At 41.7% G+C, this 26,861-nt stretch carries 28 protein-coding genes and 1 tRNA gene; 15 read left to right on the forward strand and 14 right to left on the reverse strand.

Annotated features, from left to right (window positions below):
- Window positions 1-49: 49 nt before the first annotated feature.
- Window positions 50-2,512 (forward strand): bifunctional aspartate kinase/homoserine dehydrogenase I, encoded by a 2,463-nt coding sequence (gene thrA / locus EWU21_RS08205; RefSeq protein ID WP_130896367.1) that lies wholly within the window; start codon window positions 50-52, stop codon window positions 2,510-2,512.
- A gap of 1 nt (window position 2,513) precedes the next feature.
- Window positions 2,514-3,449 (forward strand): homoserine kinase, encoded by a 936-nt coding sequence (locus tag EWU21_RS08210; protein ID WP_130896369.1) that lies wholly within the window; start codon window positions 2,514-2,516, stop codon window positions 3,447-3,449.
- Here the strand turns inward: EWU21_RS08210 and EWU21_RS08215 are convergent.
- Together EWU21_RS08215 and rpsU are read right to left on the reverse strand one after the other, a co-directional pair.
- Window positions 3,446-4,312: a tyrosine-type recombinase/integrase gene (locus EWU21_RS08215; protein WP_130896371.1), complete on the reverse strand. Its 867-nt coding sequence runs from the start codon at window positions 4,310-4,312 to the stop codon at window positions 3,446-3,448. The genes EWU21_RS08210 and EWU21_RS08215 overlap by 4 nt on opposite strands.
- A 40-nt stretch (window positions 4,313-4,352) precedes the next feature.
- The gene (gene rpsU, locus EWU21_RS08220; protein WP_130896373.1) at window positions 4,353-4,547 is read right to left on the reverse strand and encodes a 30S ribosomal protein S21; all 195 of its coding nucleotides are present in this window, start codon (window positions 4,545-4,547) and stop codon (window positions 4,353-4,355) included.
- Between the two features lie 125 nt (window positions 4,548-4,672).
- Between rpsU and metG the strand changes: the two genes are divergently transcribed.
- Window positions 4,673-6,703 (forward strand): methionine--tRNA ligase, encoded by a 2,031-nt coding sequence (gene metG, locus EWU21_RS08225; RefSeq protein ID WP_130896375.1) that lies wholly within the window; start codon window positions 4,673-4,675, stop codon window positions 6,701-6,703.
- A 230-nt stretch (window positions 6,704-6,933) separates the two neighbouring features.
- On the opposite strand, the gene EWU21_RS08230 is transcribed toward metG, so the two are convergent.
- Window positions 6,934-7,392, reverse strand: coding sequence for a hypothetical protein (locus EWU21_RS08230; RefSeq protein ID WP_130896377.1), 459 nt, complete (start codon window positions 7,390-7,392; stop codon window positions 6,934-6,936).
- 248 nt (window positions 7,393-7,640) lie between these two features.
- Window positions 7,641-8,201: an aminoacyl-tRNA hydrolase gene (pth, locus tag EWU21_RS08235; protein ID WP_130896379.1), complete on the reverse strand. Its 561-nt coding sequence runs from the start codon at window positions 8,199-8,201 to the stop codon at window positions 7,641-7,643.
- Window positions 8,202-8,283: 82 nt separating this feature from the next.
- Here pth and EWU21_RS08240 point away from each other — a divergent pair, with 82 nt between their 5' ends.
- Window positions 8,284-9,033, forward strand: a complete 750-nt coding sequence (locus EWU21_RS08240; protein ID WP_130896380.1) for an SDR family NAD(P)-dependent oxidoreductase — start codon at window positions 8,284-8,286, stop codon at window positions 9,031-9,033.
- On the opposite strand, the gene rlmB is transcribed toward EWU21_RS08240, so the two are convergent.
- Window positions 9,030-9,824 carry a 23S rRNA (guanosine(2251)-2'-O)-methyltransferase RlmB gene (gene rlmB, locus EWU21_RS08245; RefSeq protein ID WP_130896382.1) on the reverse strand — a complete coding sequence of 265 codons (795 nt, stop codon included), beginning with the start codon at window positions 9,822-9,824 and terminating at the stop codon, window positions 9,030-9,032. The genes EWU21_RS08240 and rlmB overlap by 4 nt on opposite strands.
- Before the next feature lie 90 nt (window positions 9,825-9,914).
- Between rlmB and EWU21_RS08250 the strand changes: the two genes are divergently transcribed.
- Complete coding sequence (locus tag EWU21_RS08250; RefSeq protein ID WP_130896384.1) at window positions 9,915-10,685, forward strand: class I SAM-dependent methyltransferase; 771 nt, start codon at window positions 9,915-9,917, stop codon at window positions 10,683-10,685.
- The gene (locus EWU21_RS08255) at window positions 10,685-11,323 is read left to right on the forward strand and encodes an O-methyltransferase (RefSeq protein WP_130896386.1); all 639 of its coding nucleotides are present in this window, start codon (window positions 10,685-10,687) and stop codon (window positions 11,321-11,323) included. Before EWU21_RS08250 ends, EWU21_RS08255 begins: the two co-directional genes overlap by 1 nt.
- On the opposite strand, the gene EWU21_RS08260 is transcribed toward EWU21_RS08255, so the two are convergent.
- On the reverse strand, window positions 11,300-12,220 hold the full coding sequence (locus EWU21_RS08260; RefSeq protein WP_130896388.1) for a lytic transglycosylase domain-containing protein: 921 nt from the start codon (window positions 12,218-12,220) through the stop codon (window positions 11,300-11,302). The genes EWU21_RS08255 and EWU21_RS08260 overlap by 24 nt on opposite strands.
- Window positions 12,221-12,278: 58 nt before the next feature.
- On the opposite strand from EWU21_RS08260, the gene EWU21_RS08265 reads away from it, so the two are divergent.
- Complete coding sequence (locus EWU21_RS08265) at window positions 12,279-12,851, forward strand: DUF3109 family protein (RefSeq protein ID WP_130896389.1); 573 nt, start codon at window positions 12,279-12,281, stop codon at window positions 12,849-12,851.
- The gene (locus EWU21_RS08270) at window positions 12,851-13,168 is read left to right on the forward strand and encodes an MGMT family protein (protein ID WP_130896391.1); all 318 of its coding nucleotides are present in this window, start codon (window positions 12,851-12,853) and stop codon (window positions 13,166-13,168) included. The genes EWU21_RS08265 and EWU21_RS08270 overlap by 1 nt, the downstream gene beginning before the upstream one ends.
- On the opposite strand, the gene mtgA is transcribed toward EWU21_RS08270, so the two are convergent.
- Genes mtgA through EWU21_RS08285 form a run of 3 tightly spaced genes read right to left on the reverse strand, consistent with a single transcriptional unit; the run spans window position 13,163 to window position 16,317 of the window.
- Window positions 13,163-13,942 (reverse strand): monofunctional biosynthetic peptidoglycan transglycosylase, encoded by a 780-nt coding sequence (mtgA, locus tag EWU21_RS08275; RefSeq protein WP_130896393.1) that lies wholly within the window; start codon window positions 13,940-13,942, stop codon window positions 13,163-13,165. The genes EWU21_RS08270 and mtgA overlap by 6 nt on opposite strands.
- 25 nt (window positions 13,943-13,967) lie before the next feature.
- Window positions 13,968-15,083 carry a radical SAM family heme chaperone HemW gene (hemW, locus tag EWU21_RS08280; RefSeq protein ID WP_130896395.1) on the reverse strand — a complete coding sequence of 372 codons (1,116 nt, stop codon included), beginning with the start codon at window positions 15,081-15,083 and terminating at the stop codon, window positions 13,968-13,970.
- Between the two features lie 4 nt (window positions 15,084-15,087).
- Complete coding sequence (locus EWU21_RS08285) at window positions 15,088-16,317, reverse strand: M16 family metallopeptidase (protein ID WP_130896396.1); 1,230 nt, start codon at window positions 16,315-16,317, stop codon at window positions 15,088-15,090.
- Window positions 16,318-16,385: 68 nt separating this feature from the next.
- Here EWU21_RS08285 and EWU21_RS08290 point away from each other — a divergent pair, with 68 nt between their 5' ends.
- A complete protein-coding gene (locus EWU21_RS08290; RefSeq protein ID WP_130896398.1) occupies window positions 16,386-17,384 on the forward strand; it encodes a glycosyltransferase family 9 protein in 999 nt (332 codons plus the stop codon).
- On the opposite strand, the gene EWU21_RS08295 is transcribed toward EWU21_RS08290, so the two are convergent.
- The 3 genes from EWU21_RS08295 to rfbC are packed head-to-tail and all read right to left on the reverse strand — an operon-like array spanning window position 17,357 to window position 19,387.
- Window positions 17,357-18,277: an aspartate carbamoyltransferase catalytic subunit gene (locus tag EWU21_RS08295; RefSeq protein ID WP_130896400.1), complete on the reverse strand. Its 921-nt coding sequence runs from the start codon at window positions 18,275-18,277 to the stop codon at window positions 17,357-17,359. The two genes, EWU21_RS08290 and EWU21_RS08295, sit on opposite strands and share 28 nt — an antisense overlap.
- A gap of 2 nt (window positions 18,278-18,279) precedes the next feature.
- Window positions 18,280-18,822, reverse strand: a complete 543-nt coding sequence (gene pyrR / locus EWU21_RS08300; protein ID WP_130896402.1) for a bifunctional pyr operon transcriptional regulator/uracil phosphoribosyltransferase PyrR — start codon at window positions 18,820-18,822, stop codon at window positions 18,280-18,282.
- Window positions 18,823-18,847: 25 nt separating this feature from the next.
- Complete coding sequence (gene rfbC, locus EWU21_RS08305; RefSeq protein ID WP_130896404.1) at window positions 18,848-19,387, reverse strand: dTDP-4-dehydrorhamnose 3,5-epimerase; 540 nt, start codon at window positions 19,385-19,387, stop codon at window positions 18,848-18,850.
- Window positions 19,388-19,453: 66 nt separating this feature from the next.
- Here rfbC and pyrF point away from each other — a divergent pair, with 66 nt between their 5' ends.
- A complete protein-coding gene (pyrF, locus tag EWU21_RS08310) occupies window positions 19,454-20,278 on the forward strand; it encodes an orotidine-5'-phosphate decarboxylase (RefSeq protein ID WP_130896521.1) in 825 nt (274 codons plus the stop codon).
- 1 nt (window position 20,279) lies between these two features.
- Entirely contained in the window at window positions 20,280-20,687 is a 408-nt protein-coding gene (locus EWU21_RS08315) for a DUF2721 domain-containing protein (RefSeq protein WP_130896405.1), read from the forward strand.
- A 202-nt stretch (window positions 20,688-20,889) separates the two neighbouring features.
- Here the strand turns inward: EWU21_RS08315 and glgB are convergent, their stop codons facing one another.
- Window positions 20,890-22,788, reverse strand: coding sequence for a 1,4-alpha-glucan branching protein GlgB (gene glgB, locus EWU21_RS08320; RefSeq protein WP_130896406.1), 1,899 nt, complete (start codon window positions 22,786-22,788; stop codon window positions 20,890-20,892).
- A 128-nt stretch (window positions 22,789-22,916) separates the two neighbouring features.
- On the opposite strand from glgB, the gene EWU21_RS08325 reads away from it, so the two are divergent.
- Together EWU21_RS08325 and EWU21_RS08330 are read left to right on the forward strand one after the other, a co-directional pair.
- Window positions 22,917-22,988: transfer RNA gene (locus tag EWU21_RS08325), tRNA-Glu, on the forward strand.
- A gap of 172 nt (window positions 22,989-23,160) precedes the next feature.
- Complete coding sequence (locus EWU21_RS08330) at window positions 23,161-24,423, forward strand: alginate export family protein (protein WP_161566497.1); 1,263 nt, start codon at window positions 23,161-23,163, stop codon at window positions 24,421-24,423.
- On the opposite strand, the gene EWU21_RS08335 is transcribed toward EWU21_RS08330, so the two are convergent.
- Entirely contained in the window at window positions 24,400-25,857 is a 1,458-nt protein-coding gene (locus EWU21_RS08335; protein ID WP_130896408.1) for a sodium:solute symporter, read from the reverse strand. The genes EWU21_RS08330 and EWU21_RS08335 overlap by 24 nt on opposite strands.
- A gap of 51 nt (window positions 25,858-25,908) precedes the next feature.
- Between EWU21_RS08335 and EWU21_RS08340 the strand changes: the two genes are divergently transcribed.
- Both EWU21_RS08340 and recR read left to right on the forward strand, forming a co-directional pair.
- Window positions 25,909-26,241 carry an ATP-dependent Clp protease adaptor ClpS gene (locus tag EWU21_RS08340; RefSeq protein ID WP_130896409.1) on the forward strand — a complete coding sequence of 111 codons (333 nt, stop codon included), beginning with the start codon at window positions 25,909-25,911 and terminating at the stop codon, window positions 26,239-26,241.
- On the forward strand, window positions 26,241-26,846 hold the full coding sequence (gene recR / locus EWU21_RS08345; RefSeq protein WP_130896410.1) for a recombination mediator RecR: 606 nt from the start codon (window positions 26,241-26,243) through the stop codon (window positions 26,844-26,846). Before EWU21_RS08340 ends, recR begins: the two co-directional genes overlap by 1 nt.
- Window positions 26,847-26,861: the final 15 nt, after the last annotated feature.

Below are 26,861 nucleotides of genomic sequence, written 5' to 3' on the forward strand. Positions count from 1 at the left end.
TATATCTCAACTGTTTGTAGAGTTGAGAATCATTTTGTTTTCTTAATTAATGGAAAAAATCCTAAAATTCGGTGGGACCAGTTGTGGAAGCATCGAAAGCATTCAATCCGTTTTGGCGATTATCGAGTCAAACGGGAAATCCTCCTCAGATTTTGCTGTTGTCTTTTCTGCGATGAGCGGTGTGACCAATCGTTTGTTGGAAGCGGGCACACTGGCTGCTCAGCCGAAAAGCACGGTAAATACCCTGATTGAGACGATTGAAACACGTCATTTCGACGTAATTAAGCATTTTATTCCGGTGACAGGTCAGAGCCAAGTGATCGCACATGTGCGGACTTTGGTGAATGAATTGCGGGATGTGTTGAAAGGAATAAACTTGATTAAAGAGATATCGCCTAAGACTTCTGATGCGTTAGTTAGTTTTGGGGAGCGATTATCCACTTATTTAATCTTTGCCATTTTACAGCAAAAAGGTCTTCCCGTTTTCTATGTAGATGCTCGGGAAATTATTAAAACGAATAGTTCTTTTAGTCATTCCGAAGTAGATTTTGCGGTGACTAATCCGTTGATTTCTAGTTATTTTGAAGCGAATAAGGGTAAAATTGGTTTAGTTACCGGTTTTATTGCGTCTAATGCTAAAGGGGAGACAACAACCTTGGGTCGCGGTGGATCTGATTATACCGCTTCGGTAATTGGTGCTGCTTTAGGGGTAAAAGAGATTGAAATTTGGACAGATGTAGACGGAATGATGACAGCTGATCCGCGAAAAGTGAAATCAGCTTTTACGATTCCTTCGATTTCGTATGCGGAAGCAATGGAATTGACTCATTTTGGGGCTAAAGTCATTTATCCTCCTTCTTTACAGCCTGCTTTCGCAAAGAACATCCCGATTCGGGTACTTAATACGTTTAACCCCTCTTTTGAAGGCACCGTGGTTAGTAAAGAGCCTACAGGGAGTCCTTACATTATCACAGGAATTTCGTCGATTGACCAGCTTGCGTTAGTTAATTTACAAGGTTCAGGGATGATCGGTGTGGCTGGGGTTTCGGCCAAATTATTTACGGTTTTAGCCCGCGAAAAAATATCAGTTGTCTTGATTTCTCAAGCCTCTTCTGAGCACAGCATCTGTTTTGCCATCGATCCTTCTGTGGCTGATAAAGTGCGAAAAATACTTGAAAAAGAATTCGCGGCTGAAATGGCAGCGGGTGACATTGAGGGAATTGATATCCAAAAAGATTTATCAGTTATTGCTGTAGTGGGTGAGGGGATGCGTAAGCACACCGGTGTGAGTGGAAAGTTGTTCTCCTCTTTAGGGAAAAACGGGATCAATATTGTCGCTACAGCACAAGGTTCATCGGAGTTAAATATCTCAGTCGTCATTGAAAATAAGGATCTTTCTAAGGCCTTGAATGTTATTCATGAGACGTTCTTCTTCTCTCAGATTAAAACATTACATCTCTATTTAGTGGGTGCGGGTTTAATCGGAAAGACTTTAATTGAGCAAATTATTGGTCAGGAGCATTATTTGGCCAAATACAAAGGCATTAAAATTAGGTTAATCGGAATCGCGAATAGCCGCAAACAAGTGTTAAAAGAGGAAGGAATTGAGTTAGATCAAGCTTTGAGCTTGTTGGAATCCGCAGGCGAACCAGCCGATTTAGCTGGATTTATTGCCCAAATCAAAGCTTTAAACTTGCCTAATTCCATTTTCGCAGATTGTACAGCGAACAAAGAGATTTATACAAATTACTTAGGCTTATTCCAGTCCAATATTTCGGTCGTAACACCTAATAAGGTGGCTAATTCAGGGCCATATGATTTGTATGCACAATTGCATCAAACAGCTCTAGCTAAGGGAGTTAAGTTCTTATATGAGACGAATGTGGGGGCTGGTTTACCAGTAATTAATACCCTTCAAGGTTTGATTGCTTCTGGGGATCGCTTTGAGAAAATTGAAGGAATTTTATCCGGTACTCTATCTTTCTTGTTCAATCAATTTACGCCAGGGAAGTCATTCGGTGAAGTATTACGTACGGCCAAACAAAAAGGGTATACGGAACCTGATCCTCGCGAAGATTTAAGTGGAATGGATGTGGCGCGTAAAATTTTGATTTTGAGCCGCGAGATTGGATTGAAATTAGAATTCTCTGATATAACCATAGAAAAGATCATTCCTCCGGCTTGTGAGGCAGCTCCCACGGTGGATGCCTTCTTCGAGGAGATAGATAAGGCCAATGATTTCTTCGAGAAATTGGTGAATGAGGCTGCTGCGAAAGGCGAAGTTTTACGTTACATCGCTTGTTTAGAAGACCAAAAAATCACCATCGGTTTGCGTTCTGTCGGTCCCGCTCATCCATTCTACCAAATGGATGGGGCTGATAATGTGATTGCCTTTACCACAAAGCGTTACCATGACCGTCCTTTAGTGATTAAAGGGCCTGGTGCTGGAGCTGAAGTGACTGCATCGGGTGTTTTTGCAGATATTGTATCCATCGGTAGTCATCTCGCATAATATGGAAAAGATACGCGTATATGCGCCAGCGACGGTAGCGAATGTAGCTTGTGGATTTGATATCTTCGGCTTTGCTGTGAATCATCCTGGAGATGAGGTCGTGTTAGAAAAGAAAGCGACTCCAGGAATCGTTATTAAAGAAATCACAGGGGATGATGGCCGTTTGCCTAAGGCTGTAGAGAAAAATACCGCTGGTATTGCCATCCAAAAGTACTTAGCACATATCGGTCGCGAAGATCAAGGATTTGAATTGTCGCTGCATAAAGATATGCCTTTAGGCTCCGGCTTAGGGTCTTCAGCTGCTTCAGCGGTTGCGGGCGTTTTTGCAGCAAATGAATTAATGGGCCGCCCTTTATCACAAAAGGACCTCTTGCCCTTCGCGATGGAAGGCGAGCGCGTCGCCTGCGGCTCCGCGCACGCAGACAACGTAGGTCCTTCGCTCTTAGGAGGCTTTATTGTCATTCGTTCCTACGATCCCTTAGATATCATTCAAGTGCCTGTGCCTGCAGATCTATATGCGAGTATTGTCCACCCGCAAATCGAGGTGAATACGAAAGATGCGCGCGGAATTTTAGATAAAGAAATCTCATTGGCCACTACCATCACCCAAATGGGGAATGTTGCCGGACTAGTAGCAGGGTTACTATTGCCCGATTATGAGCTGATTGGTCGTTCCTTAGTCGATGTGATCATCGAGCCCTCTCGAGCGATCTTAATCCCTGGTTTTGCGGAAGTAAAAGCTGCTGCGATTGCTAGCGGTGCGCTAGGTTGTTCCATTTCAGGTTCCGGACCTTCGTTATTTGCCTTATCTAAAGGAGAAGAAACCGCCCAAAAAGTAGCGAAAGCGATGGCCGCAGAATTTGCCGCCTTGGGTATTGGATCAGAGCAATATGTTTCTCAAATCAACCAAAAAGGTCCAGTTGTTTTAGCCGATTAGGCCTTCGGATGCGCTTGTAAGTAGATCGCTTTCATTTTCTCCATCGAGTTATGGGTATATACTTGCGTAGCTGCCAAATTCGCATGTCCTAATAACTCTTTGATGGCATTCAAATCCGCCCCTTTGTTCAAAAGGTGTGTCGCATAGGTGTGACGCAATACGTGTGGAGAAAGCTTCTCTAGTTGGCTATATTCTCCTAGATTTTTCTTGACTAAACGTTGTACAAACATGGGGTACAGTGGTTCCCCTTTATCTGTGAGTAGTAAATGGGCGTGTTCTACGGTGCAAAAGCTGCGATACGTTGCTATTAAGTCAACAAGTAAGCCAGGAATAGGAATCATCCGTTCCTTATTTCGCTTTCCGATTACTCGAATTGTTTTAGCTGCTAGATTGACTTGATTGTTTTGCAGAGAAATCAATTCTGCCAGACGAATGCCTGTTCCGTAAAGTAAAAACAGGATAAGTTCGTCTCTCGCCTCGCTGAAATTCGTAGCGATTTTCCGGTTATTCACCAGGTTTTCCATCTCTGATTCCCGGACAAATTGGGGTATTTTCTTGGTGGTTTTGACCATCCGAATAGAGGTCATTGGATTTTCTGCTATTTTCCCCGTACGCAAAAGGTACTTATAGAAGGTACGAAGTGTGGCCAATTTGCGGTTAATACTTCGGTTTTGGATAGAATCATCGGATAAGCTGATGAGCCATTTTCGAATGGTTAACGCTTGGACTTGTGATAGCTCCGTAGAAGCGATGAAAGCGCTAAACTGTTCTAAGTCAGTGGAGTAGGAGGTAATTGTATGCGAACTGAGGCGCCTTTCGATGGACAGGTGGTCCAAAAAAAAATTGACTAATTCACGATTCATCATCGAAATTAGTCAATTCCTTTAAAGAATGTATAGGAAATTAGTTATTAATATTTCCGTAAGTGATTTGCTTGTAAGCAGCACGAATCATTTCTTTACGACGACCTACAGAAGGTTTTTCGAAAGCAGATCTTCTACGTAGTTCTTTTACTACACCTGTTTTTTCAAATTTCTTCTTGAAGCGCTTTAAAGCCTTATCAATTGATTCGTTCTCTTTTATCGAAATAATTAACATTTTCTTTTGTCTGTTTTTTTAAATTGTGTGCAAAGATAGTCATATTTTTTTGATGCGCAATAGGTAAATCGATTATTTCAATGAATGTTTTTGCCTATTTTTGTGCTTTCATTTTACCCAATTTTATGTCAGACTTTTCACGGACTACCGTTACTGCAGCGTTAATTTATGCGAATGGACCTATTCACATCGGTCACTTGGCCGGATGTTATTTACCTGCAGATATCTATGTGCGCTATTTGCGCTTGCAGAAAAAGGACGTGATTTTCGTGTCTGGAACAGATGAGCATGGCGTGCCTATTACCATTAAGGCTGCGAAAGAAGGGAAGACACCTCAGCAAGTAGTCGATTATTATTATAAAGAAATCAAGGATTCGTTCGAGCAATTCGGCATTTCCTTTGATATATATGGAAGAACTTCTGATCCAGTACATCACGAAGTTTCTCAAGAGTTCTTTTTGAAATTATATAACGAAGGGAAATTTATCGAGGAAGTGACGGAGCAATTCTATGATGAAGAAGCGAAACAATTCTTAGCGGATCGTTATATCACGGGCGATTGTCCTTCTTGTAAGCAGCCAGGCGCCTATGGCGATCAGTGTGAAAAGTGTGGAACGACGCTTTCTCCTACGGAATTATTGAATCCTAAATCGGCTTTGAGTGGTTCTAAACCTGTTTTAAAGCCGACCAAAAACTGGTTTTTGCCTTTAGATCAATGGCAGCCAGAATTAGAAAAATACATTAACTCACACCCTGAATGGAAGTCGAATGTGACGGGTCAGGTTAAATCTTGGTTGCAAGAAGGCTTGAAGCCTCGTGCGATGACGCGTGATTTGAACTGGGGTGTGCCTATTCCTTTGCCAGATACGGAAGGCAAAGTGCTTTATGTGTGGTTTGATGCTCCCATCGGATATATCTCGATGACAAAGCAATTAACGCCAGAATGGGAGACGTATTGGAAGGCAAAGGATAGCCGCATCGTGCATTTTATAGGGAAGGACAATATTGTGTTCCATTGTTTGATCTTCCCCGCCATGTGTATGGCGCACGGAGGTTATCAATTAGCGGATCAGGTGCCGGCGAATGAATTCATGAACCTGGAAGGGGATAAGATTTCTACCTCGCGTAATTGGGCGGTTTGGTTACATGAATATTTAGTGGATTTCCCGGGCAAGCAGGACGTATTGCGGTATGCGTTGACGGCTTCCAGTCCAGAAACGAAAGATGCCGATTTTACGTGGGCTGATTTTCAGACCAAAAACAACTCCGAATTAGTCGCCATTTTAGGCAATTTCGTGAACCGTGCTTTTGTATTAATTGATAAAAACTTCGGTTCTGTAGTGCCTCCTAAGAGAGAAGGAGCCGGATTAGAAGCCGATTTGATGGCTGCGGTGGCTGAAATTCCAGCTAAACTAGCGGTAGCATTAGAAAATTATAAATTCCGCGATGCACTTGTGTTAGCGATGGAGATTGCTCGATTAGGTAATAAATACTTAGCGGAAGCGGAGCCTTGGAAAATCATGAAAGAAGATCCGGCGAAGGCTGGAACGGTATTGAATTATGCGGTGCAATTAGTGGCTCAAGCAAGTATTGCCTTAGAGCCATTCATTCCGTTTAGTGCACAGAAATTGCGTACTGCGCTAGGTATGGAGAGCTTTGAGTGGTCAAGTATTGGTGATTTTGAGGTGATTGCTGCAGGGACAACCTTAAAAAATCCGGGCTTGTTATTCGAGAAAATAGAAGATGAAGCGGTTCAAAAGCAGGTAGATAAATTAGTTCAAACGAAAGCGCAGATGGAATTAGCGACTAAAACAGTGCCAGCTCTTAAAGAGACGGTGGCTTTTGATGATTTTGCCAAAATGGATATTCGCATCGGTGAAATTGTTGCGGCAGAGAAGATGGAGAAGAGTAAGAAGTTGTTAAAGCTTCAAGTGAATGATGGTTTTGTGAATAGAACGATTTTGTCTGGTATTGCAGAGCATTTCGCACCAGAAGATCTCGTAGGTAAGCAGGTGACCTTTTTAGCAAATCTAGCGCCGCGTAAAATGATGGGAATTGAGAGTGAGGGGATGATTTTGATGGCAGAAGATGCAGACGGAAGTCTGGCATTAGTACAACCTAACAAACAAATTTGGAATGGAGGGACTGTTAATTAGGTCCTCATTTTCAGGGTGGTATAAAATAAAAATAAGGTCAGAAGAAACTTCTGGCCTTATTTGTTTAACCTCTAAACCTATTTAACTATGAAAATTTATACAAATATAATGCTTTAGTGGATATTTTATAAGTTTAGTGCAAAAAAAATAAAAAAAAGGTGAAGTTAAAAACTTCACCTTTTTTGATTACCTCTAAACCTATTTAACTATGAAAACTACTAACAATCTACTTATAACATAACAATCAAGTGCTCTTGCTGTTCTGAGCTGTTATCAAAATTAGTATCGATAACGGGTTCAGTGCCTACAATTGACCACACTAGGTTGATCTTTTTAGCTGTTTGATTAATTTCTTTGATCCAGTTTAACGTCTTGGTGTCTGAAAAATTTTGACCTTGCTCAGAAATAGTTTTGATGGTTTGATTGAAAACCACTTTTTCTGACTCAGAAGCTTTTAAGAACTCTGTTTTGTTATTTTGGAAATCTTCTAAAATCGATATAGTCAAACTCGCAGCGCTTGCACTCTTCAGTTGAGCGTCTTTGCGAATCAACGAGGTGATCACTTCTGATAATGTTTCTGTTTTTACTGATAAATCGTTTGAACGATTAAATGAACGTGCTTCTTCTCCTGCAACCGCAACTAGGTTTAATCCAATTAAACAGCTAGCTAATAATAATGTCTTCTTCATATTTTTGTTATATTTATTATCTAAATCAACGATGCAAAATTATTGCATTTTTTTAATATGTCAAAACTTTATTTTAGTCTATTTTGTGTGTTATTTTTCAGTATATTCCGAATTTGAATTCAAAATCAGAATATTTAGTATAATTTATGAAGTATTGCAGAATAATATTTGGCTTATTATTTTAAATCGTTTGATTAATTCTTATTTAAAAATTACGGAAAAATTCAAAGATTCTTTAAAAAGTACAATTATTGGTTGTATTTGTTCATTGTTTTAGTGAGTCCTTCAACGCAGAATGTTTCTATTATCTCCGCGGTTTTGTCCAAAATGAAGGGGATTGTCTCTAATTCGGCTTCAGAAAAGTTACTTAAGACATAATCAGCCTGCCTTCCTTTGGCAAAATCGCTACCAATTCCCATACGCAAACGAGGGTATTCTGTGCCTCCTAGAACGCCTTCGATACTTTTAAGGCCATTGTGCCCGCCAGATGATCCTTTGGGCTTAAGACGCAAGGTATCGAATGGGATAGCTAAGTCATCCACTAATACGAGCATGTTCTCTTTTTCAATCTTATAATAGGAGAGCCAGTAATTAACCGCCTTACCGCTCAGGTTCATGAATGTCGTGGGTTTGATCAGGTATATCGTGTGTCCTTTTAATTTATAAGAAGCAACGGAGGCTAATCGATCGGTTTTGAAGTTGAGGTCCTTTTGTTTGGCCAAAAAATCCACCGCCATAAATCCAATATTATGGCGTGTAAATAAATATTGCGGGCCTATGTTGCCCAATCCAACGATTAAAAAGTTCATAGGGTATTGAATTTGGATACAAATTACGCTCAAATTTTTTAGAACACCTCTTTGCGCTTACCTTCGCATTAAATTAATTCCTATGAAAAAAATCGCCTGCATCACGGGTGCGAGTTCCGGAATCGGTCGCGCCACTGCTCAATCCTTAGCTAAAGAAGGTTTTCAATTAATCCTTTGTGGTAGAAGAAAGGAACGTTTAGAGGAGCTGCAGGCTAGTTTATCGGTTCATTCGACGCTGTTAACGTTCGATGTGAGCGTCCAATCTGCGGTTATTCAAGCGTTTGAATCTCTTCCAGCTGAATGGAAAAATATCGATGTCTTGGTAAATAATGCGGGTAATGCACATGGTATGTCTGCTATTCAAGATGGAGATGTAGCTGATTGGGATGCGATGATGGCCTCTAATGTGACAGGTTTATTATATGTGTCTAAGGAAGTGATCAAAGGAATGGTCGAAAGAAAATCGGGTCATATCATTAATTTGTCTTCTATTGCAGGAAAGCAAACATATCCGAATGGGAATGTGTATTGTGCCTCCAAAGCGGCAGTAGAGGCCTTATCAGCGGGGATGCGCCAGGATTTAAACCCGTTTGGGATTAAAGTTTCGAATGTGGCTCCAGGGGCAGTTGCTACCGAATTTTCCGAGGTTCGCTTTAAAGGAGATCAAGCAAAAGCAGAGGCGGTATATGCCGGATACGAACCTTTAGTCGCGGAAGATGTGGCAGAATTAATTCGTTATATCGTCGCAGCTCCAGCGCACGTCAATATTGCAGACGTGACTATTTTGCCGACAGCGCAAGCGTCGGCTTTTCAGATACTTCGTAAAAATTAAATAGAACGTTGGCGAACGGTCTCAAAAATGATGACACCCGCTGCAACTGATACGTTTAAGGATCCTACTTGACCTGCTTGAGGGATTTTAGCGATCTCATCTGATTTGCGGATGATTTCGACTGTGATTCCATCTTCTTCTGATCCCATAATGATGGCGATCGGGTCCTTGTAGTCTATTTCGTAGATCGTGCTTTTGGCTTTCTCTGTACAAGCTACCACGCGCAAGCCCGAATTTTGCAAGAAGTCAATCGTTTGGATTAAGCTGTCTTCCTTACATACGGGAATAAAGTTCAACGCTCCAGAGGATGTTTTCATCGCGTCTGCGTTGATTTGAGCGGCTCCACGAGAGGGTAAAACAATGGCGTGAACACCCGCGCATTCTGCTGTACGTGCGATAGCACCGAAGTTTCTTACATCTGTAACGCGGTCCAAAATCAAAATAAAGGGTATTTCGCCTTTCTCAAAGGTGTCTGCAATGACATTCTCTAATTTTGCATAGTGAATGGCAGAAACGAAAGCGATGGCTCCTTGGTGATTTTTCCGTGTAATGCGGTTTAATTTTTCCAAAGGTACCTTTTGTACTTGAATGCCTTTTTCTTTGGCTAAATCAAGGATTTCAGTGTTTCCTAGTTCTCTTTGGACTAATAAACGATCAATTTCTTTCCCAGAACGAAGCGTTTCTAAAACAGATTGCACCCCAAACACAAACTCTTTATTGTCTGTTACAGGAGCTGTAAAATGTCTAAATGGTCTCTTAAATGGGGGTCTTGATGCGTTTTCTTCTGACACGATGTTGCTTGAAATTTTGCACGAAGGTCGACATTTTTTTTAACATTTCAGCTAGATAATTCCTTACCTTTGTCTCTTAACTTTATTAGAATGTATAAAACTACCGAAATCGCTTCCTCTGATATTCCTTCAGATAATCCCGTTCACCAACGTTTATTGTATCCTTATATCCACGTCAGCCAATTACTTTCTGGCAATGTATTAGAGATTGGATGCGGCACAGGACGTGGTGTGGGTGTATTAGCTGACGCGGTAAGTGACTATACGGGAGTAGATAAGAACACAGAATTGATGGAGAGTTTATCGAAGACTTATCCTAAGTTCAAGTTCATCGATATGTTCTTACCTCCATTGAAAGATTTGCCTTCGAATCATTTCGATTATGTGGTGACTTTTCAAGTGATTGAGCACATCGAAAACGATGATTTCTTCTTAGCGGAAGCGGCTCGCGTGTTAAAGCCGGGCGGTAAATTGTATTTAACGACCGTGAATAGGAAATTCTCCTTAACCCGCAATCCATGGCACGTACGCGAATATTTGGCGCCAGAATTACGCGACTTGATGAAGAAACACTTCTCTGAGGTTATTACGGAAGGGGTGCACGGAAATCAAAAAGTGATGGATTACTATGAGGAAAATAAGGTAGCAGTCAAGAAAATCACGCGTTTCGATATTTTCAACTTACAATATAAATTACCAAGAACTTGGTTACAGGTACCTTATGATATCGCGAATCGCATGAGTCGCTTATCGATGTCTAAGTCGAATAATTCACTGGTTTCATCGATTCAGGTGGATGATTATTTCCTTAGCCAGGATCCTGATCATTCATTGGACTTCTTCTACACAGGGATTAAATAATGGAATTCATTGACGAAGGAATAGAGGAATATGCACGCCTGCACACGGAGCCAGAAAATGACTTGTTAAAGGAGTTAGTTCGGGAGACGCACGCGATGGTGTTGCAGCCTCGGATGCTTTCTGGTCATTTGCAGGGGCGTTTTTTGTCTTTCATTGCCAAAGTTTATCAACCTTCTCTCATCCTCGAAATAGGGACATATACCGGTTATTCTGCCCTTTGTATGGCGGAAGGTTTAAAAGCAGGTGGTCGTTTGATTACGATTGATGTGAATGAAGAGTTAGAGACGTTTACGCGTTCATTCTTTGATCGTTCTCCTTATAAGGAGCAAATTGATTACCGTATCGCGGATGCCGCTCACGAAATTCCTGCTATTGAAGGCCCTATCGATATGGTATTTATCGATGCGGATAAGCGTAATTATGCGCTGTATTTTGATCTTGTTATCGACAAAATGCGTCCAGGAGGACTTATTTTAGTGGATAATGTGCTGTGGAGCGGTAAAATTATTGAGGAAGCGGCTAAAGACAAATCGACACAAGCTTTGCGTGATTTCAATACCAAAGTGGCGAATGATCCACGTGTAGAGCCTTTACTACTTCCTATCCGGGATGGATTATTCCTTCTGCGGGTTATCTAACTTCTTTTTAGGCGGTAACAGAAAATCGTCTGGCTGTAAAATCTCAGGGATTTGGATAGAGTTATCAAAGAAGGTAACTGTGGATGGGTGATAAATAATGTAATTCTTATCGCTAGGCACGTAATCGTTCAATATCCATGGATTGTATTTCTTCAAATCATCGAAGCTGACATTTAGCTCATCCGCAATTTCATACAGGTTTTTGCCGCAGGAATTATCGTAACAAATTAGTTTAGACTGGTTAATTGGTTGAATACCAAGAGAATCATCTTTTTTGAATTCATCTGCCCAGAATTTTTGGTAAGCTAAAAAACGCAGCACATACCAATCCGTACTTGAATCCACCTGAATGTCCGATTTTCCCACCCAATCCATCACATAGGACGTTTTCTTCGCCGTTCCTAAACCTACTCGGTAGGAGAGAAGTGTTCCTACCCAGTTATTCAATACTCGATTATTGCGGGTGAAATAGTTCGCAGCGCCTTTTGTGGCCTCAATAATGTGCTTTCGTTCATCCACATTTGCATTTACTTTCATTCCCACATCTGTCGCAGTACCTGATTTGAATTGCCAATATCCCACAGCTTGCGAGCTCGAAACTGCGATCGGATTTAATCCACTTTCCTGAACCGAAAGGTATTTGAACTCATTGGGAATGCCTGCTGATTGTAATAAAGGCTCCATGACAGGAAAATAGAAGCGCATTTTTTCCTTCATACTCTCCACAAATTTCTTGCTGCTGCCTAAGCGCTTTTGCTCTGTTTCGAGGATGGATTTAGCAGAAGGATGAATGAATACCTTTACGTTTCCGATCAAAAGTGAGTCGGGAAACGAGGTTTTGGCAAAAACCGGTAAACAGATTAAAAGTATTAATAAAAGTATCCAAAGGGATTTCATAGTGTAAAATTACCTATATAAACTATAATATGTACCTTTGTGGTTCAAAAATAAGCAGATGATTTTAATTGACGATACGGTAATCTCTTCCGATGTAGCAGACGAATTTTTCGTGTGTGATTTAGCCAAATGCAAAGGCGCTTGCTGCGTAGAGGGCGATTTAGGGGCTCCGTTAGAGGAAGATGAATTAGAGATTTTAGAGCGAATTCAGGACGATATTAAGCCTTTTTTATCCGAAATAGGGTTAAAGGAAATTGAAAAATCGGGTGCCTGGGTGAAGGACGACGACGGTGATTTTTCCACGCCAGTGATTAAAGGAAGAGAATGCGCGTATGCCTTGTATGACGACAAAGGCCATTTGAAATGCGGCATCGAGCAAGCTTATTTTGCAGGAAAGACGGATTTTAGAAAGCCTATTTCATGTCATCTGTATCCAATTCGCTTAGCTAAATTAGCCGATTACACGGCCTTAAATTACGATCGTTGGTCTATCTGTTCAGATGCGTGTTCGAATGGTGCGTCCTTAGGTGTTCCCATCTATGTGTTTTTGAAAGAGCCTTTGATTCGCAAATTTGGGGAGAAATGGTATGCCGAGTTATGCCAAGAGATCGAAGAGCGTAAAGAAGAATAATGGCTGATTTTGAAGCAATTTACCAGGTGGTAGCGTTGATCCCTCCCGGCAAAGTGTCGACTTATGGTGCTATTGCAGGTTATTTAGGTTCCAAAGGAGGTGCTAGATTAGTGGGCTGGGCGATGAATGCGTCGCACGGTCAGGCAAATATTCCTGCTCATCGGGTTGTAAATCGTAATGGAGTTTTGACTGGTAAGAACTTTTTTGGAGCTAATCGAATGCAGGAATTACTAGAAGAAGAAGGCCTCACGATCAAAAACGATCAAATTCAACAATTCTCCAACCATTTCTGGGATCCTTCGGTCGAGTTATTATAGATTCTTCAGGTAGTTTTTACCTCCTAAAGCTTTCATTTGGCGTTGAATGGCTGAGGTACGTTTGCGCACATAAGCCGATGGATGTTCGATGGAAAAACGATTTGGGCTCGGTAATACGGCCGCAATTCTTGCCGCTTCTGAAGCTGAGATCTCGGTTCCACTGTGACCATAGTATTGGCGACAGGCCGCTTCTACGCCAAAAGTCATCGGTCCCGTTTCTGCCACATTCAGATAGACTTCTAAAATGCGTTCTTTTCCCCAGATTAATTCAATCAAGAACGTAAAGTATACTTCCAGTCCTTTTCGGATATAGCTTCTGCCTTGCCATAAAAAGACGTTTTTAGCCACTTGTTGCGAAATAGTGCTCGCTCCACGGATTTTTTTGCCCTTCATATTGTATTTCACTGCGCCCCACATCGCGTCGAAATCAAATCCGTGGTGATCTGGGAAAGCCTGGTCTTCCGAGGCTATCACGGCGATGGCTACATTTTTGTCTAGTTCTTTGTACGAGCTCCATTGGCTGTGAATCTTGGATGGTTTTCCTTCTAAAAGGGCATCAATCTTCCTTGAAGCCATGGTTGGCGTAAAATAGACGGGAAAGAATTTGAGAAATACGACCGTAAACAAGCTAAAAATCCATAGGTAGAGGAAGAAGAAGCCGATTTTCTTGAGCCAAGAGCGTTTTCTAGGGCTTTTCTTCGCTAATCGTTCAAACTTTTTACTTCCGTTAGAGGGGATAGGTGATTTCTTATCGTATTCGATTCGCTTTGCCATAGGGTTGTAAAATTACAAAAAGGGCTTAGACCACAAAAATATCACTGCTTAAACGATCGGCAATTAATTTGCCTTTGCCTTCTAGTAGTAAACTGTCATTTTCAATTCGAGCGAAACCTTTTGCAATCCAGGTTTCAAATTCCTTTTCAGGGTAAATTTGACCTATTTTTTCATAACAATCGCTCACATAGTTCAGGTCAATACCCCATTTTGTTCGTAAGCGAACCATGAGGTATTCATTGAGTTGATCGGCCGGACTAAGATTTTCTTTCTCCGCTAAAGCGAGACCCTCTGCCATATATTTGGCGTTATTTGCCACGTTCCATTGCCGCGAATGCCCATTGAAACTGTGCGCGGAAGGTCCAATACCTAAGTAGGGTTCTTGCTGCCAATAACTGGTGTTGTGGACAGAATAATGGCTCTCTTTGGCAAAATTAGAGGTTTCGTAGCCCTCGTAACCTTTGGACTCTAAATAATCTCGTACTTGATTGAAGGCGTTTGCCATCGCGAAATCCGGTATTTCCAGAAAAGTCCCTTTCTTTTTTTGAACGCCAAAAACCGTTTTAGGTTCCACCGTTAAGCTATAAGCTGAAATGTGTTGGACTCTCAGCGAGGTGGCCTTTTCCAAATCTTCGGCTAATTCTGCTTCAGAGTTTGAAGGAATTCCGTAAATCAAATCGATGCTGATGTTGTTGATACCTGCTTTTTGCGCATTCTGAATCGCCTGGATGGAATCGGATGCCTGATGGTTTCGGTTCATCAGAACTAGGTTTTTCTCTTGAAAGGATTGAATGCCGATACTCAGGCGATTGATTCCTTTTGAGGCAATCAGTTGGCAATAGTCTGATGTTAAATCTTCTGGATTCGCCTCTAAGGTAATCTCAGCGTTGTTAGCTATGGTGTGGTAATCGCGAATGGTATTGAATATCAAATCTAAATTGCCCGCATTTAAAAGAGATGGAGTACCTCCGCCAAAATAGATCGTCTTTAATTCTGCCCCTTTTAAATAGTCTTTCTGTTCCACTATTTCGCGACACATGGCGTTGACCATTTCTTCTTTTCGGCTCGTATTCGTCGAAAAATGAAAATCGCAATAATGACAGGCTTGTCTACAAAAGGGGATATGGAGGTAGAGGTGCACTGAATTAGGGTTCGAAAATCAAACAACTCAAGGTAGCTGGATCGAGCATTTCTTTCGCCAGCGATTGAATATGCGCGCTGTCGATGAGGTCAATTTGTTCGAAAATTTCGTCTAAACTCTCGATTTTCTCTCGATCCAAGAGATTCTTAGCCATCATTAACATGAAATTGAGGTTTCCCTCTTCCGCCATCGCTAATTGCCCTTTTAATTGACTTTTTATCTTAGTCAATTGAGGTGCCGTTAACTCTTTTTCTTGCAGTTTGGCAAACTCTTTATGAATCAATTTTAAGGATTTATTCACCTGATTAGGTTCAGTCCCAAAATAAATGGCCCAATAACCCGAGTCTAAAAACGAAGTCAAACTAGCTTCAATAGAATAAACTAAGCCATGTCTTTCCCTAACTGAAACATTTAACAAAGAATTCATTCCAGGCCCTCCCAATAGATTGACTAATAGGAAAAAGGCTAGTCGATTCGGGTTTTCAATGGCAAAAGATTGACGGCCTAAAGCCACGTGGGATTGCGTAATGCCTCTTTTGATGACTTTGGTCTGTGGAATCATAGGTGAAGGAGCAAGACGTTTTACGATTTGCTTCTTCGCTTTAATGGATCCTAAATGCTTTTCTGCCCAGGCAAAAACCTTCGCTGGATCTAATTTCCCAATCGAAGAAAAAACGATTCGGGAAGTGTCTAAATTACGTTCAATGAAGGATTCGAGGTCCTTTTTTTGGAAAGCTTGAACCGTCTCTGTGGTTCCTAAAATATTGACGCCTAAAGGGTGATTGGGAAATAATAATTCATCAAAATCATCCTGTATCGCTTCCTCCGGTGCGTCATAATACATCGACATCTCCTCTAAAATGACCGAACGCTCTTTCTCTAATTCCTTTTCAGGAAACACGGATTCAAACGTAATGTCAGTTAATAGTTCTAAGGCCCTTTCGAAATAGGGGCTTAAAATGGAGGCGTGGAAACAGATTTTTTCTTTAGTGGTATAAGCATTCAATTCCCCACCATAAATTTCAAGGCGGTTAATGATCTGCATATTGTTCTTTTTCTTCGTCCCTTTGAATGCCATATGCTCCCAAAAGTGCGCTAAACCCTCTTCTCCCGCTAATTCATCCCGACTTCCGATGTCTAACATAATCCCTAAATGCGAGATCTCTGTGTGAAGCACTTGCCTGTGCACCACCGTGATTCCGTTTGAGAGGGTATGCAGGTGAATGGAATTCATAAATGGAGTTTTGGTGAAAAATGTCTCAAAAATAAGTAATTTTATGGCTAATCGCTTCCTTTTCTTCTATGAATCCAGTGTCCAAGGTGTTAATTATTCAGACCGCTTTCCTCGGGGATGCGGTTTTAGTAACGTCATTATTGGAGAAAATCCGGATAGAATCCCCTGAAACGGCCATTCATTTGTTAGTTCGAAAAGGGAATGAGTCTATTTTTCAGGCTTATACACATCCTTGTTTGGAGCGCGTTTGGACCTATGATAAGTCGAATAAACGGGTTTCTTGGCTTGATTTGCGCACTCATTTGAAGCAAGAATCCTTCGATAAAGTCTTCGTGGTACAGCGATTCTTCGGAATGGGTTTGTTAAGTCTGATGATTGGAGCCAAACAGGTTTATGGGTTTGCAAAAAATCCACTATCCTGGTTTTTTACGAAGTCTTATCCACACCCTTTTGGGAATGGGATCCATGAAGTGGAACGAAATACGGCTTTATTGAGTGATTGGTTAGGGGAGAAGGTACACAAACCTTTCTTGAATCCTTCGAAGGCACCAGCTCCCGCTACAAATTACATCTGTATTTCCCCCGGAAGTGTGTGGGAGACGAAGCGTTTACCCATTCAGAAATGGATCGATTTTATTCATGTATTGCCTCGCGATCAGGCAGTTGTGTTAATGGGTTCGCCTAATGAAAAGTATTTGTCAGATGAGATTGAGCAAGCCTGTCTAGGTTGGCCTATCTTTAATGAAACAGGAAAACATGCGCTCTTAGCGTCTACGTCTATTTTTGCCCAAAGTAAAGGTAATTTCGTCAACGATTCAGGTCCGATGCACCTTTCCTCTGCGGTGAATGTGCCTACGGTTGCCTTATTCTGTTCTACGATTCCGGATTTTGGCTTTGGCCCTTTAGCGGATCAAAGTCAAGTCATTGAGGTATCAGAAAAATTAGATTGTCGTCCTTGTGGAGATCACGGCAAGAAAAATTGCCCGCTAGGCCATTATGCTTGCGGAAATCACATCTCTACCCAAAAAATGTTATTGGCTTACGAAGCTCTCGAAGCAAGTAAATAAAGGACAGCCATTCTCACGGCCACGCCATTTTCTACCTGATCTAAGATGATTGAATGCGGCGAATCTGCTGCATCAGAACTTAATTCCACCCCGCGGTTTATTGGGCCTGGGTGCATTAAAACGATTTCTTTAGGTAATTCCTCCAGCATCGCGCGATTGATTCCAAAGAACTGCGAATATTCGCGAAGACTCGGGAAGTACTTGATTTGTTGTCTCTCTAATTGGATACGCAATACGTTTGCGGCATCACACCAAGCTAAGGTACTCTTTACGTCGTGAGAAACTTCGACGCCTAAACTTTGTATGTGCTTCGGAATCAAGGTGCTAGGTCCGCAAAGGCGAACTTCTGCTCCTTGTTTTTTCAAGGCGTAAATATTGGAAAGGGCTACGCGAGAGTGCAAAATGTCACCGATAATGGCGATTTTTTTGCCGGCTAAGTCGCCTAGTTTTTCTTGCAAGGAGAACGTATCTAATAAGGCTTGCGTCGGATGCTCGTGCGTTCCGTCGCCTGCATTGACGATATTGGCTTTAATATGTTTCGCTAGATAATGAGGCGCTCCTGGACTCGCGTGGCGCATCACAATCATATCCACTTTCATCGCCAAGATATTATTGACCGTATCAAGCAATGTTTCCCCTTTTTTTACCGAACTGCCTGAGGCTGAGAAGTTAATGGTGTCAGCAGAAAGTCTTTTTTCGGCTAATTCGAAAGATAATCGGGTACGGGTGGAATTTTCAAAGAAGATATTAGCAATCGTCACATCGCGTAGAGAAGGAACTTTTTTAATGGGTCTGTTCAGGACCTCTTTAAATTCTCTGGCCGTTTTAACAATCAATTGAATGGATTCTTCATCCAGATCTTTGATTCCTAATAAATGTGGCGACTTTAACATAATTATTCAGGTTGAGGAATTAACCAAATTCTGTCCGCTTCGTGGCCTTGTTCTGTCCACTCTACGAGTACTTTTTCGGTGGGTAAGGTATTGACACTTTTACCCACGTAATCTGCGTTAATGGGCAAATCACGGTTATAGATACGGTCGATTAAGACACATAATTCCACTTTAGCCGGTCTCCCAAAACTATTCATCGCATCCAGCGCCGCCCGCACCATTCTGCCCGTAGCTAATACGTCATCTACTAGGATAACACGCTTGTTTTCGATTAAAAAGGGGACATCGGTTGAATTAGGCGATACCGTTTCTCTGCGGCGGTAATCGTCGCGGAAGAAGGTAGCGTCTATTTTTCCTACGCTAGGAGCTTTTTCAAGGTGTTTGCTTAATTCTTTCGCGATACGTTCTGCAAAGAAGATTCCGCGCGGCTGTAAGCCTAGAATTACCGTTTCAATACCGTTGATTTGATTCTCAATGAGCTCTTGACACAACCGAGAGATGGTTATTTCGAGTAATGGGCTTGATAAAATCAGCTTGCGAGTCATTGATGCAAAGATATCAAAATTTTAATTAAAAAATCGGATGATTGGGGTCAAAATCGGGTAGAATTTGGTCTTTATCCGATACAATTGGGTTTTCAACGCCCCATTCAATCCCTAATTGCGGGTCATTCCAGCGAATACCTGATTCTGCCTCTTTATTCCAAAAATTGGTGCATTTGTACACAAAAATGGTCTCTTCAAGGGCGATAAAGCCATGCGCGAAACCGATGGGTACATACAGCATATTGCCTTTATCTGCATCCAAGACGAATTTTTCGTGCTGTCCAAAGGTAGGGGAGTCCTTGCGTAAATCCACCACCACGTCTAATGCTTTCCCGGTCATTACACGCACTAATTTCCCTTGACCATTCGGATTATGTTGGAAGTGCAAGCCTCGCAATACACCTTTAGTTGAGAAGGAATAATTGTCTTGCACAAAATCTTCGGGGATTCCATTCGCAGCAAAACGCTTTTGGTTATAGGATTCGTAGAAAAATCCTCGTTCGTCATGATATTTTGTTGGTATGCACTCAATGACTCCTGATAAACGATGCTTAATGAATTCCATAAATTGTTTTTTGGCAGGGAAAGGGATAGATTTGTGGCAAAATTAATCCTATTTTCCTTCTTTCACATGAATTCAGCGGAATTAATTAAGCAGATTGAACAAAAGAGATCCTTTTTGTGCGTGGGTTTGGACACCGATATTTCGTTGATTCCAAGTCGATTTAAGACGGAAAAAGATCCCATTTTTGCCTTTAATAAAGCGGTCATCGATGCCACTTTGCCTTATACGGTGGCCTATAAACCGAATATCGCCTTTTACGAGGCTTTAGGGCCTGCTGGTTGGGAAAGTTTACAGAAAACGATGGAATATATGCCTAAGGACGTATTTTCTATCGCAGATGCGAAGCGTGGTGACATTGGAAATACGGCCACGAAATATGCTCAAACCTTTTTTGAGCCTGCTCGTGCTGGATTCGATTTCGATTCGGTAACGGTGGCTCCTTATATGGGGGAAGATTCGGTGACTCCCTTCTTACAGTTTGAAAATAAGTGGGTGATTCTGTTAGCCTTAACCTCTAATCCAGGAAGTAATGATTTTCAACAAATGAAAGACGAGAATGGCATTCCATTTTACGAGAATGTCATGCGTAAATCGATGGAATGGGGGAATGAGGATCAATTAATGTTTGTCATAGGAGCTACGAGGACGGATTATATTGCCAAAGTCCGGGAAATCGCTCCAGATAATTTCTTCCTAGTTCCTGGAGTAGGAGCGCAAGGGGGAAGTTTGTCTGATGTGGCCAAATTTGGTATGAATAGCCGTGTGGGTCTGTTAGTTAATTCCTCTCGTGGCATCATTTATGCAGGGGATGATACCTCCCTTTCTGCCGCTAGAGAGGCAAAAAAAGTACAAGAAGAAATGAATCAATTACTAGATCAATATTATAAGTAATATGGAATTAAGCATCGGTACTCCAGCCTTATTATTCTCAACCGTTTCCTTGTTGATGATTGCCTTTACGAATCGCTTTATGTCAATGGCTTCGTTAATTCGTGGTTTGCATGAAAAATTTCAACAGAATCCGGATGATGCGATTCGCATGCAAATCGATAACCTGCGTCTACGAATGAAATTGATTCAGCGTATGCAGATTATCGCCATTGTGAGTTTGATTTTGAGCGTAGTATGTATGTTCCTGTTATTTATGAATCAACAACTCATTGCTCGTTGGTTTTTTGGGATTGGTTTGCTAGGAATGAGTATTTCGTTAGCGTTAAGTGCTTGGGAAATAACGATTTCTACGAAAGCGTTAGAAGTGGAACTTTCCGATATGGAAGAAATTATAAATAAGAGGAAATAATGCTATTTTTTATCTGAATAGTAAAAAATATCTATCGAAATATTTTCCGCCTATAAAATATTTACTACTTTTGTGTACAATAATTACATTTCATACAAACGAAGATTTTGAATGACTTAGGTCATAAAAAATACTACTTAGGCGGATTGAATAAAGGCTCGGAATTTTTCTGAGTCTTTATTGTTTCTACCCATTTCGGATCTTAGGCCTTTAAAATAAGCGCTGAAAGAGGAGGGAGGTTGATCGCGATCGAAAATGCTTTCCCTTGCCAGTTGATTTCTTCCGTCATCGTAGCACCTGAAACAGGGTAATTGCTTCCCCCGAATTCCTCCTTATCAGAGTTGAAAATAGTCTTCCAAACCCCAGGAAGCGGCACACCTATCCGATATCCATCTCGAGGTGCCGGCGTTAAGTTCAAGATGACAATCACTTGTTGCTTCGCTGTTTCTCCTTTTCGGATATAAGCAATCACGGAATTGCCTTGATCGTTTGATTCAATCCACTCAAAGCCCTCGTAATCAAATTGCTTGCTGTAGAAAGCTGGTTCTGATCGGTAAAGCTGATTTAAAGCTTTTACGGTCTCTTGAATTCCTCTGTGGGAATGTTGTTCTGTCAAATGCCAGTCAAGGCTTTGGGTGTGATTCCATTCTTCTCTTTGGCCAAATTCGCCTCCCATAAATAATAAATGAGAGCCTGGATGCGTGAATTGTTCTGCTAAAAGCAATCGTAGATTCGCAAATTTCTGCCAATCATCGCCGGGCATTTTAGTCAAAAGGGAGCCTTTACCATAGACTACTTCGTCGTGCGAAAGTGGTAGACAGAAATTCTCTGTAAACGCATAAATGAGGGAGAATGTCAGCTCATTGAGGTGATGCTGACGGTAAATCGGATCTTTTTGGAAGAAACGCAGGGTGTCATTCATCCAACCCATCATCCATTTTTGGCCAAAACCTAAGCCACCCATATGTACCGGCTTAGTCACACCTGGGAAGCTCGTGGACTCCTCTGCAATCATTTGGATATGAGGGAATTCGCCGTATATATGACTGTTTAAGTCTTGTAAGAAAGAAATAACCTCTAGGTTATGGTTGCCACCAAACTGGTTAGGTTCCCATTCTCCGTCATTTCTCGAATAATCTAAATACAACATAGAAGCCACCGCATCCACGCGCAATCCGTCCACGTGGTAGCGATCGCACCAGAAAAAGGCATTTGACATTAAAAACGAACGAACCTCGTTCTTTCCATAATCGAAGATATAGGATTTCCAATCCGGGTGATAACCGCGTTTCGGATCTGGATGCTCGTAAGCGCTACTGCCATCAAAGTTAAATAACCCATGCGCATCGCCTGGGAAATGGGAGGGAACCCAGTCTAAAATCACCCCAATTTCCGCCTGATGAAAGGCTTCCACTAATCGCATAAATCCTTGAGGGTCACCAAAACGCGCCGTAGGAGCAAAGTATCCAGTGATTTGATATCCCCATGATGGATCATAAGGATATTCCATCACAGGCATAAATTCCACGTGCGTAAAGCCCATTTCTTTGACGTAATTCACCAGTTTTACCGCTAAATCGTCATAAGTTAGGTAGTCATTTTCTAAGGTCTTCATCCAAGAGGCTAAATGTACCTCATAGATAGACATAGGTGCATTCAGGGCATTTTTAGAAGCCCGAACTTCTTGCCATTTGGTATCTTTCCACTCTTTATAGGTATTCCAAACGATACTCGCCGTCTTAGGTGGAGCCTCGCAATACAAGCCCATGGGATCTAATTTTTCCAAATATTCCCCACCTGCCGTTTCAATACCATATTTATAGGTTTCTCCTGTTTTTACACCTGGAATGAAGCCTTCCCAGATACCAGATGAGTCCCAACGAGGAAATAAGGGGTGCGAATAGCGGTCCCAAAAATTAAAATTACCTGTTACAAAGACATTTTTCGCATTGGGAGCCCAAACCGCAAAAAAGGTTCCTACAGTCCCTTCGTGCTCTATCTCAAAAGCCCCTAATTTCTCATAAAGTCTTGTATGTTTGCCATTTAAGAATAGGGCAATGTCGAAATCTGTTAGTCGAGAATAGGGTTGTACGTTCGCCATAAGGGGTTCTGCTTCAATGATTAGGCTAAAATAGCGAAAATAAATTAGAAAATAATTAGTCTTTTTTTGGCTGGTAGTTTTGAATATAAAAGGGAAAAGCCTACCTTTGTGCCACCAAAATAAATAATGGTCCGTTCGTCTAGGGGTTAGGACACGTCCCTTTCACGGATGAAACACGGGTTCGATTCCCGTACGGACTACTTCGGTAGGCAAAAAACCACACAACACGTGTGGTTTTTTTGTTTTATAATGCCTTCATTTGTCTTTTGAATCTGTTATTTACCCTTGAGACTTTTCTTTTTCCTTTTTCTTTCCTTCTCTCTTTCTGCTCAGCAAATTGCTCGATTGCGATTTGATGATAATTTTTCGGCCTTGAAAAATGATAGTTTGAAGAAGGAAGCGGTGGATTATTTGAAAGAGATTCGCCTGGGAAAAGAAACGAGATTGAGCTTGGGAGGGGAATGGCGAGAACAATACCAGTCGTATACCCATTTTAATTTTGGGGAGGTACCTGCGGATTTTGTGACCCAAAGTCCGTATCAACTCATGCACCGCACGATGTTGCATGCGAATCTCGAATTTCCTCGAGGTTTTCGCGTATTTACACAACTAAACAGTACGGCACGTTTCTTAAATCCGAATCCGATCACCGGACAATTGGATCAGAATGTGTTATCGCTGCATCAATTATTTGTCGATATTCCTTTTTCTAGGCAATGGAAACTAAGGGTAGGAAAGCAGGAATATTCATTGGGTTTGGAGCGATTTGTGGCTACGAGGGAAGGGCCAAATACGAGAACGCCTTTTTACGGAATCAATCTTAAATACCAGCTGAAGAATCTACAGTGGGATGCTTTCGTTTCGCATCCAATTCGCATTAAACCGGGTGTGTTTGACGATGAGCCAACCGATGAGATACTAGGTGGTCTCTATGCGAATTACCGGGCTCAAAAAAGAATGCAGTTTGAACCCTATTATTTTTATTTCGAGAGTGATTTGCGGGAATATCAATTCAAACGCGGTTTGGAAAAGCGTCATACGTTTGGTTTACGATCATTTTCTAGTCCAGGAAATTGGAATTACGATATTGAATTAGCGGGCCAAACGGGTCAGTTTAATGACCTGTCTATCTCAGCCTTTATGGGTGTTTGGGACTTTAATGTGGCCCTTAAAAAGGCGTTTTATGTCGGATTTTCGGGAAATTATGTGCCTGGAGATCGTTCTGGATCCGATACTAAATTGAATACGTTTAATACCTTATTTGCGAGACCGCCTTTTGGCCAAACCGTCGCCTTAAATATCACGAATACATGGAATTTTAGCCCCTACATTCGGTATCAAGACTTCAAGAAGTGGTTAGTGACGGGTAGAGCCTCTTTCGTATCAAGAGAGAGCACGGCTGATGGTATTTTTACACCTAATATGACGCCAGCGAGGCCTATTCTAGGCAAAAACCTAGGAAGTGTTGCTACAGATATCTGCAACATTTATGCCTTAGATGCCCAGTTTTTCCCCACGAAACACTTTAGCTTTCAAGTAGAACTAGGTTATTGTGATGCGGGTGACTACCTAAAAGTAAGTGGATCAGGCCAAAACGTCCACTATTACGCCTTACGCAACGTGTACCGATTCTAGGTTTTTGTCCCGAATCATCCACAACATCACAAAGCAAATCGCTCCGTTCAAGATCAATTTAGCGAATCCAAATCCTCCAAATAAACTCTGCGCCTGTGTTTCTAACACGAATGTAATGATAGGCGAAAGCACACAGATAATAGGCACCCATTTATCCCGGATGGCATAGTTCGTAAACAAACCGAACGAGAATAAGCCTAACAAGGGCCCATAAGTATAACCCGCTAAATTGAAGACCGCGGCAATCAATTCAGAGGTATTGAAGATGTGGAATAAGCCAATCACGACGAAAAACAAAGCAGAAAACCCGATGTGCACGAAATGCTTCATCTTCTTTTGTTTTTCCTCCTTGAACTTCTCAATACTCAAGAAATCGATGCAGAAGGAGGTTGTTAATGCCGTTAAGGCTGAATCAGAGCTGGCATAAGAGGCCGCGATAATCCCTAATAAGAAGGTGACAGCAGCTAAGGTCCCAAATTCGCCACCTAAGGCTAACATCGGATATAATTCATCTGTTTTTGCAGGTACTTCGATTCCTTTAGATGCCGTATAAATGTACAATAAAGCACCTAAAGAAAGGAACAAGATGTTAATGAAAAGAAGCACCCAGTAGAACCAGAACATATTTTTCTGTGCTTCTCCGATCGATTTACAGGTCAGGTTCTTTTGCATCAAATCCTGATCTAATCCCGTCATAACGATGGCGATAAAAACACCCGCCAGGAAGTCTTTTCCGAAGAAATGGGGATTCTTCCAATCCCACTCAAACAGATGCGAATACTTGCTCGCGCTGACTTGCTGGATCATATCAGGGATGCTCATGTCCATTTTTTGGCCCACTAAAACAATGGTAATGAAGAGCGCAATCAATAAAAACAAAGTCTGTAAAGTATCCGTCCAAATAATCGTTTTAACCCCTCCGCGGTGCGTATACAGCCAAATTAAGAAGATCGAAACAAATACGGTCACGATAAAGGGTACGCCGATAGGGGCGAAGATCGCAATTTGTAACACGTTAACGGCTAGGTACAAACGAGCGGCAGAACCGATCGTTCTGGACAATAAAAAGAAGGCAGAACCGGTCTTATAAGACCAAAAACCAAAGCGTTTTTCTAAATAGCCATAGATGGAAATTAGATTCAATCGGTAATACAAGGGCATTAAAACCAGTGCAATAGTCAAATAACCAAAGGAGTGGCCTAAAATAACCTGATAATAGGTGAAATAGGTTTTTCCCACAGCACCTGGCACCGAAATAAAGGTTAAGCCAGAAATCGACGTTCCAATCATCCCAAAGGCCACCAGCCACCAAGGCGACTCGCGATTAGCTGTAAAAAATGCGTGGGTATCAGCGCCTCTGGAGGTAAAATAAGAGATCGCTAACAGCAGGCCAAAATAGAGGGCAAGAATTCCTCCAGCTAATTGTACAGACATAAGGTTTGGAACGGATTTTTTTTTAAATTTGATTTCAAATTCATCAAAAATATGGAATTCTGTGTAGATAGTATTTATCGTCTACCTTTTTCTTTTCAAAATCAGGAAAAATGGCAAGAAGACACGTCGACCCTCGTAGAGGAAGAGGTGATCGAGGCCCATCAGCTGATTGTTTACAATGATGAAGTCAATTCCTTTGAATATGTCATTTTAACGCTAATTGAAGTGTGTGAACACACGCCACAACAAGCGGAGCAATGTACCTTACAGATTCATTTCAGAGGGAAATGCGGCGTGAAAACTGGTGGATTTGATGAGTTAGTAGCTATGCGCAATGAGATTTGCCGTAGAGGAATTTCCGCAGAAATAGAAGCCAGCGCCTAATGAATAATTACCCCTCGAAGATGATTGAGCAAGCCGTGGAAGAGATTTCCAAACTGCCCGGCATCGGTAAAAAATCAGCACTGCGCCTCGCTTTGCACTTATTAAAGCGCCCAGAAGCCCAATCTTTGCAACTAGCCCACGCGGTAGTTCAACTGAGAACGGAGACGAAATACTGCCCCCAATGCCACATGATTTCAGATGGTGATTTATGCGGCATTTGTGCGAGTCATAAACGCGATGAAAGCATCATTTGTGTGGTGGAAGATCTACGCGATGTGTTAGCGATTGAAAATACGGGTCAGTTTATGGGGCTATATCACGTTTTGGGCGGGATTATTTCGCCTTTGTCCGGTATTTCACCAGGAGATTTGACGATTGAATCCTTAGTGGCGCGCGTCGCATCTGGGAAAGTGAGTGAAGTGATTTTAGGCTTGAGTCCTACGATGGAAGGAGATACGACGGCTTTTTATTTGACCAAAAAGCTGAAAGAGTTTCCCGTCAAATTATCCACGATTGCGCGTGGTATTCCCATTGGCGGCGATTTAGAGTATACCGACGAGATTACACTTGGCCGAAGTATAGTAGGTCGAGTTATGTATGAATAGTATAAACCGAAAAAT

It is taken from the genome of Aquirufa antheringensis (assembly GCF_004307425.1).
Lineage (GTDB): Bacteria > Bacteroidota > Bacteroidia > Cytophagales > Spirosomataceae > Aquirufa > Aquirufa antheringensis.

Coding starts and splice junctions, on each gene's coding strand:
- thrA (WP_130896367.1), top strand. CDS start 50: ATGGAAAAAATCCTAAAATTCGGTGGGACCAGTTGTGGAAGCATCGAA.
- EWU21_RS08210 (WP_130896369.1), top strand. CDS start 2,514: ATGGAAAAGATACGCGTATATGCGCCAGCGACGGTAGCGAATGTAGCT.
- EWU21_RS08215 (WP_130896371.1), bottom strand. CDS start 4,312: ATGAATCGTGAATTAGTCAATTTTTTTTTGGACCACCTGTCCATCGAA.
- rpsU (WP_130896373.1), bottom strand. CDS start 4,547: ATGTTAATTATTTCGATAAAAGAGAACGAATCAATTGATAAGGCTTTA.
- metG (WP_130896375.1), top strand. CDS start 4,673: ATGTCAGACTTTTCACGGACTACCGTTACTGCAGCGTTAATTTATGCG.
- EWU21_RS08230 (WP_130896377.1), bottom strand. CDS start 7,392: ATGAAGAAGACATTATTATTAGCTAGCTGTTTAATTGGATTAAACCTA.
- pth (WP_130896379.1), bottom strand. CDS start 8,201: ATGAACTTTTTAATCGTTGGATTGGGCAACATAGGCCCGCAATATTTA.
- EWU21_RS08240 (WP_130896380.1), top strand. CDS start 8,284: ATGAAAAAAATCGCCTGCATCACGGGTGCGAGTTCCGGAATCGGTCGC.
- EWU21_RS08250 (WP_130896384.1), top strand. CDS start 9,915: ATGTATAAAACTACCGAAATCGCTTCCTCTGATATTCCTTCAGATAAT.
- EWU21_RS08255 (WP_130896386.1), top strand. CDS start 10,685: ATGGAATTCATTGACGAAGGAATAGAGGAATATGCACGCCTGCACACG.
- EWU21_RS08260 (WP_130896388.1), bottom strand. CDS start 12,220: ATGAAATCCCTTTGGATACTTTTATTAATACTTTTAATCTGTTTACCG.
- EWU21_RS08265 (WP_130896389.1), top strand. CDS start 12,279: ATGATTTTAATTGACGATACGGTAATCTCTTCCGATGTAGCAGACGAA.
- EWU21_RS08270 (WP_130896391.1), top strand. CDS start 12,851: ATGGCTGATTTTGAAGCAATTTACCAGGTGGTAGCGTTGATCCCTCCC.
- mtgA (WP_130896393.1), bottom strand. CDS start 13,942: ATGGCAAAGCGAATCGAATACGATAAGAAATCACCTATCCCCTCTAAC.
- EWU21_RS08285 (WP_130896396.1), bottom strand. CDS start 16,317: ATGAATTCCATTCACCTGCATACCCTCTCAAACGGAATCACGGTGGTG.
- EWU21_RS08290 (WP_130896398.1), top strand. CDS start 16,386: ATGAATCCAGTGTCCAAGGTGTTAATTATTCAGACCGCTTTCCTCGGG.
- EWU21_RS08295 (WP_130896400.1), bottom strand. CDS start 18,277: ATGTTAAAGTCGCCACATTTATTAGGAATCAAAGATCTGGATGAAGAA.
- pyrR (WP_130896402.1), bottom strand. CDS start 18,822: ATGACTCGCAAGCTGATTTTATCAAGCCCATTACTCGAAATAACCATC.
- rfbC (WP_130896404.1), bottom strand. CDS start 19,387: ATGGAATTCATTAAGCATCGTTTATCAGGAGTCATTGAGTGCATACCA.
- pyrF (WP_130896521.1), top strand. CDS start 19,454: ATGAATTCAGCGGAATTAATTAAGCAGATTGAACAAAAGAGATCCTTT.
- EWU21_RS08315 (WP_130896405.1), top strand. CDS start 20,280: ATGGAATTAAGCATCGGTACTCCAGCCTTATTATTCTCAACCGTTTCC.
- glgB (WP_130896406.1), bottom strand. CDS start 22,788: ATGGCGAACGTACAACCCTATTCTCGACTAACAGATTTCGACATTGCC.
- EWU21_RS08335 (WP_130896408.1), bottom strand. CDS start 25,857: ATGTCTGTACAATTAGCTGGAGGAATTCTTGCCCTCTATTTTGGCCTG.
- EWU21_RS08340 (WP_130896409.1), top strand. CDS start 25,909: ATGGAATTCTGTGTAGATAGTATTTATCGTCTACCTTTTTCTTTTCAA.
- recR (WP_130896410.1), top strand. CDS start 26,241: ATGAATAATTACCCCTCGAAGATGATTGAGCAAGCCGTGGAAGAGATT.